The sequence below is a fragment of the Bradyrhizobium rifense genome, assembly GCF_008123425.1.
In the GTDB taxonomy this organism is placed as follows: domain Bacteria; phylum Pseudomonadota; class Alphaproteobacteria; order Rhizobiales; family Xanthobacteraceae; genus Bradyrhizobium; species Bradyrhizobium rifense.
Map to the genome: position 1 here is coordinate 25737 of NZ_VSSS01000029.1, position 14106 is coordinate 39842.

The window sequence follows — 14106 nt, forward strand, 5'->3', positions numbered from 1 at the left end:
CAGTCTGGATTGCTTCGCTGCGCTCGCAATGACGCGGAAATAGCGGGTGCGACAATCAAACAGCCGCCTTCGCGGTGGTCGGCGCCATCGTAGCTCCCTCCGCCAGATGCCGTCCCGCGACATACCCGAACGTCAGCGCCGGCCCCAGCGTGATGCCGGGCCCCGGATAGTTCCCGTTCATGATCGAACCCATGTCGTTGCCGCAGGCATAGAGGCCCGCTATCGGCGTGCCGTCCTCGCGCAGCACGCGCGCCTGGGCGTCCACCCTCATGCCGATGGCCGTGCCGAGATCGGCCGGGTAGATGCGCATCGCGAAGAACGGCGCACGGTAGATCGGCGCGACACAAGGGTTGGGCTTGTGGCTGATATCGCCGAGGTGCCGCTGGTAGATGGTGCTGCCACGGCCGAATTCGGGATCGCGGCCCTCCTTCGCATCGGAGTTGTAGCTCCCGATCGTCGCATTAAGCACAGACGGCTTGATGCCGATCTTCGCCGCGAGCTGCGCGATATCCGGAGCCTCGAACAACTCCCCGCTTGCCACAGAACGTCGCACACTACGTGTGAACGGCTTGATGCGACCGAGGCCATAGCTCCACAGGAACTGACGGTCGCAGATCAAATAGAACGGCCGGTCCGGTTCACCATTGCCGTCGCGCAGCATGGCGAGCACGAATTCGTGGTACGACAGCGCCTCATTGACGAAACGCCGCCCCGCCGCATTCACCGCGATCACGCCGGGCTTGGCACGGTCGGTCACTGTGTGCGGGAAAACACCGCGACTTCCATCGTCACGCCGGAATAGCGAGGCCGGCACCCAATAGGCCGGGCTCGTCGCCTCCGTATTGAGCGCGGCGCCGCGTGCGGTCGCAAGGCGAAGTCCATCGCCCGTGCCTGCTGTGTTGGCGGCCGAGACCAAGCCGGCCGCCGCCGGGAAGAAGCGTTTGCGCAAAGTCGCATCGTGCGAGAACCCGCCGGTCGCGAGCACCACGCCGCGGCGCGCGGCAATCGAACGGTCGCGTGAGCCATGGCGAATGACCACGCCACTGACGCGATCGCCCTGCATCGACAAATCCTCGACGTCCGCGCTGAAGAGGATCTCGACCTGCCGCGACAGCAGCGACGCATAGAGCCGCGCCGCAAGCGCATTGCCGAGATGCAACGTCGTGCCGCGGGGCCAGCGCAGCCGCTGCAGCGCGTATTCCGAGACCAGCCGCGCCGCGCGCAAGGTGGAGCGCAGCGATTTTCCGATCCGGCGCAGATGCGGGATGTCGAGGCGATTGACCATCATCCCGCCGAACAGCGTGAATTCCGGCAGCGGCGCGCGCAGCCGTGCGAAATGCGCGCCGAGCCGGATGCCGTCGAACGCAACCGGCTCCAGCACGCGCCCGCCCGCCGTCGCACCGAGCCGTTCCGGATAGTAGTCGGGATAGGCTTTCACCGGCTGCAGGCGAACTTCCGTGTTGGCTTCGAGCCAGGCGACCGCCTCCGGCCCACGCGCCAGGAAGGCCGCGCGCAAGCCCGCATTGGCGGGCTCCGGCACCGTGTTCGACAGATATTGGACGGCATCCGTGATGCTGTCGGAGAGCCCCGCCTCCTTCATCTTGGCATTGGCGGGGATCCAGACCATGCCGCCCGACCATGCGGTCGTGCCGCCGACGAAGGCGGTCTTCTCGATCACCAGCACCCGCAGACCTTCGGCGGCGGCAACCGCCGCAGCCGTCATGCCGCCGGCACCGGCGCCGATGACAATGACGTCGTAGGTCTCATGCGCCGGCATCATGCGGCAAAGGTCCGGAGGCGAGGCATGACACCGTCATACTCCGCCCGTGGCCTCACAGCTAGCGCTGGGGCTTCCGCTCGATCGGATCGATGTCGATCGCCCGCAGGCGGCCGAGCCGCAGCACGTCCATGGCGAGCCGCCGTCCGATCCGGTCGCGGTCGAGCACCCGGATCAGATCGTCGACGCCGTTGATCTCGATGCCGTCGAGCCTGATCACGACGTCGCCGGGCAACAGGCTCGCCTTCGCCGCCGGGCCGTCCGGTTCGATCTGCGCGAGCAGCGCACCCATCTTGTTCTCGACGCCGGCCAGCACAGCATGCCGCCGCGGCACCGGCGCGGTCTGTCCGGCGACGCCGATAAAGGCGCGGCGGACATAGCCGTGGCGGATGATCTCCGACAGCACGAACTGCGCGGTGTTGCTGGCGACCGCAAAGCAGATGCCTTGCGCACCATTGATGATGGCGGTGTTGATGCCGATCACCTCCGCATTCGACGACACCAGCGGTCCGCCGGAATTGCCCGGATTGAGCGCGGCATCGGTCTGGATCACGTCCTCGATGGTACGGCCGCTGACGGAGCGGATCGAGCGCCCGAGTGCCGAGACCACGCCGGCCGTGACAGTCGACTCGAAGCCGAGCGGGTTGCCGATCGCGATCACGAGCTGGCCACGCCGCAGCGTCTTCGAATTGCCAAGCGCGGCATAGGGCAGATCGCGCACACCATTGGCGCGCAACAGCGCCAGATCGGTGTCGGGGTCGACGCCGAGCACCCTTGCGTCACCCACGTTGCCCTCGACGTCCCGCAGCCGGATCTCCTTGGAGGAACCGACCACATGGCTGTTGGTGAGGACGAGCCCGTCCGGCGAGATCACGATGCCCGAGCCGAGCCCGCCGCGCTCGCGGCCGTTCGGCACTTTTGGCCCGGTCTCGACACGCACGACGGCAGGACCGACACGGTCGGTCACATCGATCACGGCATTGGAATAGGCATCCAGCAAGGCCCGGTCGTCGACCGGGGCAGATGGAGCCGTTCGCGATGACGCGGCGTCATCGACGATATCTGAAGTGATATCCAGCATGGCAAAAGTCCTTGAGGCTCACACAGATGGTGGCCTGTTCCCGCCGGTGCAAGTGGCCTGCCTGGGGCGCAAGGCTGGACTGCCCAGTGCGTGACTACCCGAGTGGCTAGGGCGCTCGCCGCAACGTACCAGCCCTCGCCTTGACTGGATCGAGCAGCGACCAGTCGCCATCCGGGAGCACATAGCCCTTGGGGAACGGCGGGCGCAACTCGAGCCCGAGCGAACGCAGCACGCGGTCGTCGCGGTAGTAGCATTGCAGCACGACGCGAACCAGCGTTGCCGCAGCCCCGCCACCGTCTTTGCGAAACGCCTGCGCCACTGCATCGCGCCTGGCGGCGGCGAGCTCCGCGAGCGGCCCTCCTGCGAGCCGCGCCAGATGGTCCAGCGCCGCCGTCACCAATTTGGTGTCGCGGCCGAGCGTCGCCACGATGTCGGCCTGGATCGCGGGATCGTCGGCGCCGGGCACCTTGTACTCGTCGCTGGCGGGCACGATCATGCCGGCGACGGTGCGGAGGTCGTCGCGCTGGGCACGCGTGAGTTGATTGTCTTCGGACATGACGGCCTCAGTCGAACAAGTTTGCAAGACGGCTCTTCATCTGGTCGGCGATATAGAGCGCGAGGGCCTGGATGGTGGAGGTCGGGTTCACGCCACCCGAGGTGACGAAGATGCTGCCGTCGACGATAAAGAGATTCTTCACATCGTGCGTGCGGCCCCATTCGTTGACGACGGAGCGCTTGGGATCAGTGCCCATGCGCGCGGTGCCGAGCAGATGCCAGCCGCCCCACGGGATCGGCGAGTTGACGCAGATGTCGGTCGCCCCCGCCGTCTCGAGGATCTCGCGGCCGCGGGCGAGCGCATGGTCCATCATCTTCCGGCTGTTCTCGGAGATCGTGTAGTTGATCTTCGGCGCGGGTATGCCGTGGCTGTCCTCCAGCACGGGATCGAGCGTGACCTGATTGTGCTCCTCCGGCAGATCCTCGCAGATCGCGGAGAACCCGAGCCGATGGCCGTTGAGCTTGCGGAACACGCGGTGATGATCCGCGCCCCAGGGCAGAATGCCCTTCTGCTCGCTGACGACAGCCTCGAACACCGGCCCCGCCCCGCGCACGAACTGGACGCCATAGCCGCGCACGAAGCCGCGCGACAAATCCGTGTCGTACCACTCCTTGCTCCACAGGCAGGTCGGCGGCGCGCGGTTGCTGTCGGTCGGCTCCTTCACGTAACCGTAGATCTGCGCATAGGGATGGAACATCAAATTCTTGCCGACGAGGCCCGACGAATTGGCAAGACCATTCGGGAAGCGGTCAGATTTTGAGTTGAGCAACAGGCGGGGCGTGCCGACGCCGTTGCAGGCGACGATGACGACATGCGCCGGCTGGAACTGCTCGACGCCGTCCTTGTCGTAATAGACCACGCCCGTGGCCATGCCGGTCTCGTCGGTGGTGATCTCCCGTACCCGGCAATGGGTGCGCAGCTCGACGCCGGCGCGGACCGCCTGCGGCCAATAGGTGATGTCGGTCGAGGATTTTGCGCCTTGCGCGCAGGCCGGCGTGCAATGGCCGAGATTGATGCAGCGGGCGCGGCCTTCATAGTCTGTGGTCGCGACCGTCGTGTCCGACGGCCACCAGTGCCAGCCGAGCTTGTTCATGGCCTTGCCGATGATCGCGCCGGACAATCCCATCGGCTGCTGCGGCATCGGCGGATGCGTCAGCGGCGAGAGTGGATCGCCCGACAGACCGGACGTGCCCATGATGCGGTCGTTCTCCTCGAAGAACGGCGTCAGCGCGTCGTAGTCGATCGGCCAGTCGTCGGCGACGCCGTCCAGCGTCTTCACCTTGAAATCGGAGGGATGCAGCCGCGGCCAATGCGCGGTGTACATCACCGTCGAGCCACCGACCGCGTTGTAGTTGACGACCTTGATCGGCGAACTGTCGTCGTTGATCGGATAGTCCTCGGGCCGGCCGCGGACGTTCGGGCTCGACGACCACTCGCCGTAGAATTTGGCCTCCCAGTCGCGGCCCGTGCTGGGATATTCCGCCGGGTTCATCCAGCTGCCCTGCTCCAGGCAGAGGATGTGCATCTTGGTCTCGGCCAGCGACCACGCCACTGCGGCACCCGAAGCGCCGGCGCCGATGATCAGGACGTCCACGGGATCTTTCGTCAAAACTTCTTCCTCCAGCCCTCGCCGCTTCCCGGGCGATTCGGCCATCACGGCTCACAAGGCCGGCAAACGATAGGGGCAGACCGGCGGGCGAGTAAAGGCTGGCTGGCGAATGTCGCACTTCGCACAGCGCAGACCATTGGTATCGTCCGATCCGGATGCTAGGAACGAGGGGCAATAGCAATCGATAGCGAGAAATTATGTCCGCCGAGAATTCATTGGCCGCCACCCGCGCCTTCGCGCTTGTCTTGTTTCTCGCTCTGTCCGGATTTCTGGGGACCTCCAGCCCCGCCACCGCGCTGACCGCGGCCGCCACGGTCCGGGACGCCAATTCGATCCAGCTCGGCGACGTCACCTACCGGCTCGACGGCGTCGACGCGCCCGAGCTCGACCAGGTCTGCATCGACGACCACGCCGATCCCTGGACCTGCGGCATCGACGCCCGCGACCAGCTCACCAAGCTGATCGGCGGAAAGCCGGTTCGCTGCGACGATGTCGGACCCGAGAAGAATTTTGGCAAGCGCCACCGTGCGATCTGCACCGTCGAGGGCGACAAGGTCTCGTTGAACGAGCAGCTGCTCAAGCTGGGCTTTGCCATCGCGCGCGAGCCCATCAAGGCCAACGTCAAGCCGGCGGCCACCGAGGCCAAGACGGCGTCGGCCGGCATCTGGAAAGGCTGCTTTGTTGCACCGCAAGAATTCCGCACCGGCAAGAAGGACGGCACGCTGCTCGGCGCCGCCTGCCGCTCCGACCGCGACAAGGAGATCCGTGCGGTGCTGTTTCCGGACGAGCTGACGGCGCCGCCGAGCTGCGCCATCAAGGGCAAGCTTGCGGTGCGCGCCCGCGTCACCGGCAATATCGGCATCTATCATCTGCGGGGCTGCCCGAGCTACGCCGCGACCACCAGGCCGGACCGCTGGTTCTGCTCGGAGGACGACGCCCAGGCTTCGGGCTTCCGCAAGGCCTACAATTGCCGCCGGCCAAAGTGAACAAGACGGTTCACGCACCCGTGAGTGGTAGACCGAGACAGTATTGATCCGGAATTGAACTCCAACGGGAGTTGCTGCACCTATATGTGTACGCAAGCGCTTTGCGCGAGCGTTTCCTTGGCGGACGATCCTCATCGGATTGTCTTTGCTCGGGCGTTTCCTCCCTAGACTTGGGCCGCTTGTCACAAACAAGCGGCTCTTCTTTTTTGCGCAGCGCTAGCTGTGCATCCGAATGAACTGATCCATCGGCGGCATGTTCTGGTTGAGATGCCCCATGATCCAGACGGTTCCGCCCACCACCAGGAACACGACCAGAAGCCCGAAGGCCAGCGCCAGCACGTTGTTGGTATTGTCCGGGCCCGTGGTGATGTGCAGGAAGAACACCAGGTGCACGCCCATCTGCGCGATCGCCAGCACGATCAGCGCAACCGGGATCGAAGGCTGCCAGACCAGATCGGTACCGGCGATAAAGAACGAGGTCGCGGTGAGCAGCAGCGCGAGACCGAGGCCGACGACATAGCCGACGATGCGCTCGCCGACGCTGTGTTGCTCTTCATCGCCAGGTGCGATGTCATGCTCGCCATTCATGTGCGTCTGATCGCTCATACGCCACTCCCAAGCAGGTACACGACGGAAAACACGCCGACCCAGATGATGTCGAGCGCGTGCCAGAACAGCGCAAAGCACATCATCCGGCGCAGCACGTCGGCGCGAAAGCCCTTGGCAAAGACCTGGGCCATCATGGTGAGCAGCCAGAGCACGCCGGCGGAAACGTGCAGGCCGTGACACCCGACCAACGAGAAGAACGCGGTCAGGAAGGCGCTGCGTGACGGGCCATAGCCGCGGGAGACGAGATCGGCGAATTCACGGAACTCGATCACGAGGAAGATGACCCCGAGCAGGCAGGTGACGGCCATGCCGAGATAGAACCAGAACCGGTTGCGGACGTCGGCCGCGATGCTGGCCATGCCGCAGGTAAAACTCGACAGCAGCAGGCAGACCGTCTCGATCGCGACGTTCCGCTGCTCGAAGATCTCCGAGCCCTTGGGGCCATCGGCGGTCTGGCTGACCAGCACCGCGTAGGCCGCAAAGAAGCAGGAGAACATCACGATGTCGGAAAGCAGGAACACCCAGAAGCCATAGGCGGTGACGGTGCGCTTAGGCGCCGGCCCGGGATGCTCAACGACGAGGCCGATGTGATGGGGATCGGCATGTGCGCGGCCGATAGTTGCGGTCATCGCCATCAGATCGCTCCCGCCATGCTGACGAGATTGCGCCGTTCCTCGAGATTGACGCGATCGATCGCGGCGACCTCCGCGGCCGGGATGACGTATTCGTCGTGGTCGCGCCACGCAAAGACGACGAAGGTCGCGAACGCGCCGATGCCGCCCAAAATCACCATCCACCAGATGTGCCAGATCAGCGCAAAGCCCATGATGGTGGCGAAGAACGCGCAGACGAAGCCGGTCGGCGAATTCCTGGGCATCTCGATGTCGTGATACTCCGGCTCTTCGTGATCGAGCGATTGCTGCTGGGCGCTGAGCTTCATGTCCCAATAGGCGTCCTCGCCGCGCACGTCCGGATGGAAGGCGAAATTGAACACCGGCGGCGGCGATGAGGTCGCCCATTCCAGCGAGCGGCCGTCCCAGGGATCGCCGGTGCGGTCACGCAACGCCTCGCGATTGCGGATGCTGACCACGAGCTGCATGATCTGGCAGATGACGCCGATCGACAGCACCGCCATCCCGATCGCCGCTACGATCATCCACGGCCGCCACTCAGCGACATCATAGTGCTGCAGGCGCCGGGTCATGCCCAGCATGCCGGCGACATAGAGCGGAACGAAGGTGACGTAGAAGCCTGTGAACGTGAACCAGAACGCGAGCTTGCCCCAGCGCTCGTCGAGGCGGAAGCCGAACGCCTTCGGGAACCAGTATTCGAAGCCGGCGAAGGCACCGAACAGCACGCCGCCGATGATGACGTTGTGGAAGTGCGCCACCAGGAACATGCTGTTGTGAAGCATGAAATCCGCGGGCGGCACCGCGACCAGCACGCCGGTCAAGCCGCCGATGATGAAGGTGACCATGAAGCCGACCGCCCACAGCATCGGCGTCGTAAAGCGAATGCGCCCGCCATACATTGTGAATAGCCAGTTGTAGATCTTCACGCCCGTCGGCACTGCGATGATCATGCTGGCGATGCCGAAGATGGCGTTGACGTCGGGCCCCGCCCCCATCGTGAAGAAATGGTGCAGCCAGACCATGAAGGCGATGACGCAGATCGCCATGGTGGCGAGCACCATGGAGCGATAACCGAACAGTGCCTTGCCGGAGAAGGTCGAGACCACCTCGGAGAAGATGCCGAAGGCGGGCAGCACGAGGATATAGACTTCCGGATGGCCCCAGGCCCAGATCAAATTCATGAACATCATGACGTTGCCGCCGGCTTCGTTAGTGAAGAAATGGAAGCCGAGGTAACGGTCGAGCAGCAGCATCGCGAGCGTCGCGGTGAGGATCGGGAACGCCGCGACGATCAGCAGGTTCGAGGCCAGCGTGGTCCAGCAAAACATTGGCATGCGCAGATAGTTCATGCCTTTGGTCCGCAGCTTCAGCACGGTCGTGACGAGGTTGACGCCTGCCACCAGCGTGCCGACACCGGATATCTGGAGCGACCAGGCGTAATAGTCGACGCCGACGCCGGGTGAATAGGACAGCTCCGAGAGCGGCGGAAAGGCGAGCCAGCCTGTGCGCGCGAACTCGCCGATCACGAGCGACAGGTTGACCAGCAGCGCGCCTGTTGCGGTCAGCCAGAAGCCAACCGAATTGAGCGTCGGGAACGCGACGTCGCGCACGCCCAACTGGAGCGGCACGATCAGGTTCATCAGCCCGATCACGAACGGCATCGCCACGAAGAAGATCATGATGGTGCCGTGGGCCGAGAATATCTGGTTGTAGTGCTCCGGCGGGAGATAGCCCTGTGACTGATAGGCGATCGCCTGCTGGATTCGCATCATGATAGCGTCGCTGCCGCCGCGCAGCAGCATCACCGAGGCGAGCAGGATATACATGACGCCGATCCGCTTGTGATCGACGCTGGTGATCCATTCGTGCCAGAGATAGGGCAGATGCCCTTTCACCACGACCCAGATCAGCACGGCGAGGATGCCGACCAGCACCACACCGCCTGCGATAAGCGGAATGGGCTGTTCGAACGGAATCGCCGACCAGTCGAGCTTACCGAGCATCGTGCCCTCCACTGTGCGGCCGGCCGGCATCGGAGATCAGCTCCGGTCCGGGCCCCGGCGGAATGTGCTGGGTCGCGATCAGATCGAACAGCCGGGGATCATCCAGGCGATAGGTCGGCCTGCCCCGCTCGATGCCCTGCTGCATCAGCTTCTTGTAGCTCTCCTCGTTCAGCACGGCACCGGACTTGGCGGTGTTCGCCACCCAGTCCGGAAAGGCGAGCGGCGAGATCACGTTGACGTCGAACATCATGTCCGGAAAACCGTCGCCGGAGAAATGCGCCGCCAGGCCCTGGAGCTTGCCTTCATTGTCGGCACGCAGGTTCAACCGCGTCACCATGCCGTTCATGGAGTAGATCATGCTGCCGAGCTGCGGGATGAAGAACACGTTCATCACGCTCGACGACGTCAGCTGAAAATTCAGCTCCGCGCCTGCCGGCACCGTCAGCGTGTTGACGGTGGCGATGCGCTGGTCCGGATAGATGAAGAGCCACTTCCAGTCGAGCGAGACAGCCTGGATGCGCACCGGGCTGCCGGTGCCCGGCACGGGCACTGCGGGATCGAGCTTATGCGAGCCGATCCATGCAACGCCGCCGAGCAGGATCACGGTCAGCGCGGGGATTGCCCACACCACCATCTCGACGCGTCCGGAATAGACGAAGTCAGGCTGGTAGCGCGCTTTGGTGTTGGACGCGCGAAACCAGAACGCAAAAGCCAAAATCGCGAAAATGGTTGGCACCACGATCGCGAGCATGATGAAGACGGAATCGACCAAAATCGTGCTGTTGGCCGCAGCCACGGGCCCTTGTGGATCAAGCAGATTCATCGGCAAGCCACTGGCGGTTGGGAGTCCCCGAGACGGAGCGTAACGCGAAAAGTACCCCCGCCGCAAACACGGAGCGTAACGCGAAAAGTACCCCCGCCGCAAACGCAGTTGTGTGAAGACGGTTCCGCAACACGCTCGCTCGACTCCGGGCCGTCCCGCGCGGCGGCATGCAATTCCATGCGATGTCAATGACATCCGCGCGGGACAGCTGGCCTTCTCACCTCTGCGCTCCATTGCTAGTTTGCACGAAAATATCGGGATGAAACGACATGCACGGCCCTGAGGACGATGCCGGCCTCGCCGGCAAGGTGGCGCTGATCAGCGGCGGCGGGGCCGCGGGCGATGGCATCGGCAACGGCCGCGCTGCAGCAATTCTGCTCGCCCGTGCCGGCGTAAAAGTGCTGGTGGCCGATCGCGATCTCAAGCTTGCCGAACGCACGGTCGAGATGATCGCAGGCGAAGGCGGCACCGCCGCGGCGCATGGCGGCGACGTCACCAGCGAGGGCGATTGCAAGACGCTGGTCGAAGCCGCGCTCGACCGCTGGGGCCGGCTCGATTTCCTCGACAACAATGTCGGCATCGGCAGCCGCGGCAGCGTTGTCGATGAGGCGCCCGAGCAATACCGCCGCGTCATGCAGGTCAATGTCGAGACCATGTTCCTGCTCTCGAAGCACGCGATCCCCGCGATGATCAAGACCGCCAAGGGCGGCGCCATCGTCAACATCTCCTCGATCTCGGCGCTGCGGCCGCGCGGACTCACGACTTACACCACCTCGAAGGCTGCCATCATCGGGCTGACGCGCGCGATGGCCGTCGACCACGGCCGCGACAACATTCGCGTCAACTGCATCTGTCCCGGACCGATGTATACGCCGATGGTCTATGCCCGCGGCATGGGCGAGCAGGCCCGCGCCAACCGCGCCAGGGCCTCGCTGCTCAAGACAGAAGGCACCGGCTGGGACGTCGGCCACGCCGTCAAATTCCTGCTCAGCAATTTTGCGCGCTACATCACCGGCCAGGTGCTGGTGGTCGACGGCGGCGTGACGCTGCAGGCGCCCGAACGCGAGTCACAAGAACACTGATGGAAGGAAGCACAGATGGCCCGCTTGCCCTATCTCGAGGCCGACCAGGTCGCGCCCGAATATCGCGACATGCTCAAGCGCAACACGAATCTGCACAAGCTGCTGGTCAACTCGCCGGAGATGGCGCGTGCCTTCAACGGCATCGGCGGCTACATCCGCTTCAAGAGCAAGCTCGACCCGCGCCTGCGCGAGCTCGCCATCCTTCAGGTCGGCTGGATGGAGAAGTCGGAATACGAGTTCACCCATCATGTGAAGATCGGAAAGGAGTTCGGCGTCACCGACGAGGACATCGCCGGCCTGATAGCGGAGACAGAGGGCAAGCCGTCGAAGCTCGAGCCGCTCGCCAGCGCGATCCTCAAAGGCGCCCGTGAGATGGTGCGCGAGCTCGCCATGTCGGATGCGACCTTCGCCGAGATCAAGAAAGATCTCTCCGACGAGCACATGGTCGATCTCGTGCTCACCATCGCCTTCTATTGCGGCGTGGTGCGCGTGCTCGCCACCATGAAGATCGACAACGAACCCACTTACAAAGAGGTACTGCAGCAGTACCCGATCCCGGGAGTGAAGTGACATGCGCCTCAAGGACAAGGTTGCGATCATCGTCGGCGCCGGCCAGAGCCCCGGCGAGGGCATGGGCAACGGCCGCGCCACCGCGCTGACCTTCGCGCGCGAGGGCGCGAAGGTGCTGTGCGTCGACCATCATCTGGAATCGGCGCAGGAAACCGTCGATCTGATCGCCGCGAAGCAAGGCATCGCCGCGGCCTTCAGGGCCGACGTGACCAAATCTGCCGACATCACGGCGATGGTCGCCGACGCCAAATCGCGCTGGGGCCGCATCGACGTACTGCACAACAATGTCGGCGTCAGCCTGTCCGGCGGCGATGCCGAGCTGCTTCAGATCACCGAAGAAGCTTTTGACCGTGTCGTCGCCATCAATCTGAAGAGCTGCATTCTGGCGGCCAAGGAAGTGATCCCGATCATGCGCGCGCAGAGAAGCGGCGCCATCATCAACATCTCCTCGATGGCCGCGATCACCACCTATCCTTACGTCGCCTACAAGGCGACGAAGTCGGCGATGATCGCCTTCACCGAACAGCTCGCCTACCAGAACGCCGAATACGGCATCCGCGCCAACGTCATCCTGCCCGGCCTGATGAACACGCCGATGGCCGTCGACACCCGCGCCCGCGAATGGCACAAGACCCTCGCCGAAGTCGAAGCCGAACGCGACAGCAAGGTCCCGCTGCGCAAGAAGATGGGCACCGGCTGGGACGTGGCGAATGCCGCGCTGTTCCTGGCGTCGGACGAGGCGAATTTCATCACGGGCGTGACACTGCCGGTGGATGGCGGGGCGAGTGTGAGGCGGGGGTAGACCTTCTCCCTCTCCCCGTTCTTACGGGGAGAGGGTTGGGGTGAGGGGCCGCTTCCGCAGACACGGTAACAATTGGACTCGCGGAGAGTCCCCCTCACCCGGATCGCATCTTGCGATGCGATCCGGCCTCTCCCCGCAAGCGGGGAGAGGCGAAGGCAGCTCGCTCATCCCCGCGTGAGGCTAATGCGTCACCCGCCAGATCGTGCCGCCCGTGTCTTCCGAGATCAGCAGCGCGCCATCCTTCGCCACCGCAATCCCCACCGGACGCCCCCATACCTGGGTGTCATTCACGACAAAGCCCGTGGCAAAGTCCTCGTACTCTCCGGTCGGCTTGCCGTCCTTCATCCGGATGCGGATCACCTTGTAGCCGGTGCGCTTCGACCGGTTCCAGGAGCCGTGCTCGGCGGCGAAGGCGTCGCCCTGGTATTCGGATGGAAACTGCGTGCCCTGGTAAAAGGTCATGCCGAGCGAGGCAGAATGCGGCTGCACCAGCACATCAGGCACCGTCACCTTGTCCTTGAGGTCCGGCCGCGCGCCGGCGTGGCGCGGATCTTCGTTGTTGCCGATATAGAACCACGGCCAACCGTAGAAGGCGCCCTCCTTTACGCTGGTGACGTAGTCGGGCACGAGATCGTCGCCGAGGCCGTCGCGCTCGTTGGTCGAGCACCAGGGCAAGCCTGTCTGCGGCTGGATCGCGAGGCCGACGCAATTGCGGATGCCGGTGGCGTAGAGCTTGCGGTCCTTGCCTTCGGGGTCGAAGGACAGCACCGCCGCACGCTCGGCCTCATAGCCCCAGGAGGCGCCGACCGCCTGCGCCTTCGACCAGGCCTCGAGCCCGCCGGGCGGGCTCCCCATGCCCTCGGCGACATTGCTGGCGGAGCCGACCGACACCAGCATGCGCTTGCCGTCGGGCGTGAACACGATGTCGCGGGTGGAATGCCCAGAGCCCTGCGCGAGGTTCGCCACCACGACGTCAGCCTTGCCCGACGCCTTCAGGTCGCCGGCATGATAGGGAAACCGGACGACATTGCCGATATTGGCGACATAGACCCATTGCGGATTATCGCCGTTCGGGAAGAAGGCGATGCCGAACGGGCGGCTCAGCCCGCTGGCAAAGACCTCGTTCGTGACGACCTTGCCGCCCTCCCCAAAACGCAGCACGCGAATGCGCCCGGGCCCGGTCTCGGCAACGAAAATGTCGCCATTCGGCGCGACGCGCAGCACGCGCGCATCGGACAGGCCGTCAGTCAACAGCTCGATCTTGAATCCCTCCGGCACGAGCGGCGTGGCGCTGCCGCGTGCCGTCACGCGCGTGGCATTGGAGACCGACGGCGAGGCGCCGGGCTTGGCCAGATCCTGCGGGCGGATCAGCCTGACAACGCCGGGCTTGTCGGCTTGCCAGCTGCCATAGGCATCCTTGCCTTGCAGCACGGACTCGGCCTGCGCGCCGGCGCAGGCAACCAACATCCAGGCGGGCACCATCATGTGCGAAACACGAGATATCACGTCGCCTTCCTCCCGGACTTTTTCTGCCAAATCCCACGTCAGCTCATGCCCGCACGATGTGCATTTGGTA

13 protein-coding genes are annotated in these 14106 nt (G+C 64.5%); 4 read left to right on the top strand and 9 right to left on the bottom strand.

Going from position 1 to position 14106, the window contains the following annotated elements:
* Positions 1-55: 55 nt before the first annotated feature.
* From FXB40_RS18505 to FXB40_RS18520, 4 genes are all read right to left on the bottom strand, one after another.
* A complete protein-coding gene (locus FXB40_RS18505) occupies positions 56-1780 on the bottom strand; it encodes an FAD-dependent oxidoreductase (protein WP_148773628.1) in 1725 nt (574 codons plus the stop codon).
* A gap of 58 nt (positions 1781-1838) precedes the next feature.
* Positions 1839-2858, bottom strand: coding sequence for a S1C family serine protease (locus tag FXB40_RS18510; RefSeq protein WP_148773629.1), 1020 nt, complete (start codon positions 2856-2858; stop codon positions 1839-1841).
* Positions 2859-2964: 106 nt separating this feature from the next.
* Entirely contained in the window at positions 2965-3414 is a 450-nt protein-coding gene (locus FXB40_RS18515; RefSeq protein ID WP_148773630.1) for a hypothetical protein, read from the bottom strand.
* A 7-nt stretch (positions 3415-3421) separates the two neighbouring features.
* Positions 3422-5023, bottom strand: coding sequence for a GMC family oxidoreductase (locus FXB40_RS18520; protein ID WP_246207706.1), 1602 nt, complete (start codon positions 5021-5023; stop codon positions 3422-3424).
* A 197-nt stretch (positions 5024-5220) separates the two neighbouring features.
* Here FXB40_RS18520 and FXB40_RS18525 point away from each other — a divergent pair, with 197 nt between their 5' ends.
* Positions 5221-6009, top strand: a complete 789-nt coding sequence (locus tag FXB40_RS18525; RefSeq protein WP_148773632.1) for a thermonuclease family protein — start codon at positions 5221-5223, stop codon at positions 6007-6009.
* Positions 6010-6225: 216 nt separating this feature from the next.
* Here FXB40_RS18525 and cyoD read toward each other — a convergent pair whose 3' ends face one another.
* The 4 genes from cyoD to FXB40_RS18545 are packed head-to-tail and all read right to left on the bottom strand — an operon-like array spanning position 6226 to position 10076.
* A complete protein-coding gene (gene cyoD / locus FXB40_RS18530; RefSeq protein WP_148773633.1) occupies positions 6226-6615 on the bottom strand; it encodes a cytochrome o ubiquinol oxidase subunit IV in 390 nt (129 codons plus the stop codon).
* Positions 6612-7253 (bottom strand): cytochrome (ubi)quinol oxidase subunit III, encoded by a 642-nt coding sequence (locus tag FXB40_RS18535; protein WP_148773634.1) that lies wholly within the window; start codon positions 7251-7253, stop codon positions 6612-6614. Before FXB40_RS18535 ends, cyoD begins: the two co-directional genes overlap by 4 nt.
* The gene (cyoB, locus tag FXB40_RS18540) at positions 7253-9253 is read right to left on the bottom strand and encodes a cytochrome o ubiquinol oxidase subunit I (RefSeq protein ID WP_148773635.1); all 2001 of its coding nucleotides are present in this window, start codon (positions 9251-9253) and stop codon (positions 7253-7255) included. The genes FXB40_RS18535 and cyoB overlap by 1 nt, the downstream gene beginning before the upstream one ends.
* A complete protein-coding gene (locus FXB40_RS18545; protein ID WP_148773636.1) occupies positions 9243-10076 on the bottom strand; it encodes a cytochrome ubiquinol oxidase subunit II family protein in 834 nt (277 codons plus the stop codon). The genes cyoB and FXB40_RS18545 overlap by 11 nt, the downstream gene beginning before the upstream one ends.
* A gap of 269 nt (positions 10077-10345) precedes the next feature.
* Between FXB40_RS18545 and FXB40_RS18555 the strand changes: the two genes are divergently transcribed.
* The 3 genes from FXB40_RS18555 to FXB40_RS18565 are packed head-to-tail and all read left to right on the top strand — an operon-like array spanning position 10346 to position 12530.
* A complete protein-coding gene (locus FXB40_RS18555; RefSeq protein WP_148773638.1) occupies positions 10346-11158 on the top strand; it encodes an SDR family NAD(P)-dependent oxidoreductase in 813 nt (270 codons plus the stop codon).
* A 15-nt stretch (positions 11159-11173) separates the two neighbouring features.
* The gene (locus tag FXB40_RS18560) at positions 11174-11728 is read left to right on the top strand and encodes a carboxymuconolactone decarboxylase family protein (RefSeq protein WP_148773639.1); all 555 of its coding nucleotides are present in this window, start codon (positions 11174-11176) and stop codon (positions 11726-11728) included.
* A gap of 1 nt (position 11729) precedes the next feature.
* Entirely contained in the window at positions 11730-12530 is an 801-nt protein-coding gene (locus tag FXB40_RS18565; protein WP_148773640.1) for an SDR family NAD(P)-dependent oxidoreductase, read from the top strand.
* A gap of 180 nt (positions 12531-12710) precedes the next feature.
* On the opposite strand, the gene FXB40_RS18570 is transcribed toward FXB40_RS18565, so the two are convergent.
* Positions 12711-14012 carry a PQQ-dependent sugar dehydrogenase gene (locus FXB40_RS18570; protein WP_187436970.1) on the bottom strand — a complete coding sequence of 434 codons (1302 nt, stop codon included), beginning with the start codon at positions 14010-14012 and terminating at the stop codon, positions 12711-12713.
* Between the last annotated feature and the right edge of the window lie 94 nt (positions 14013-14106).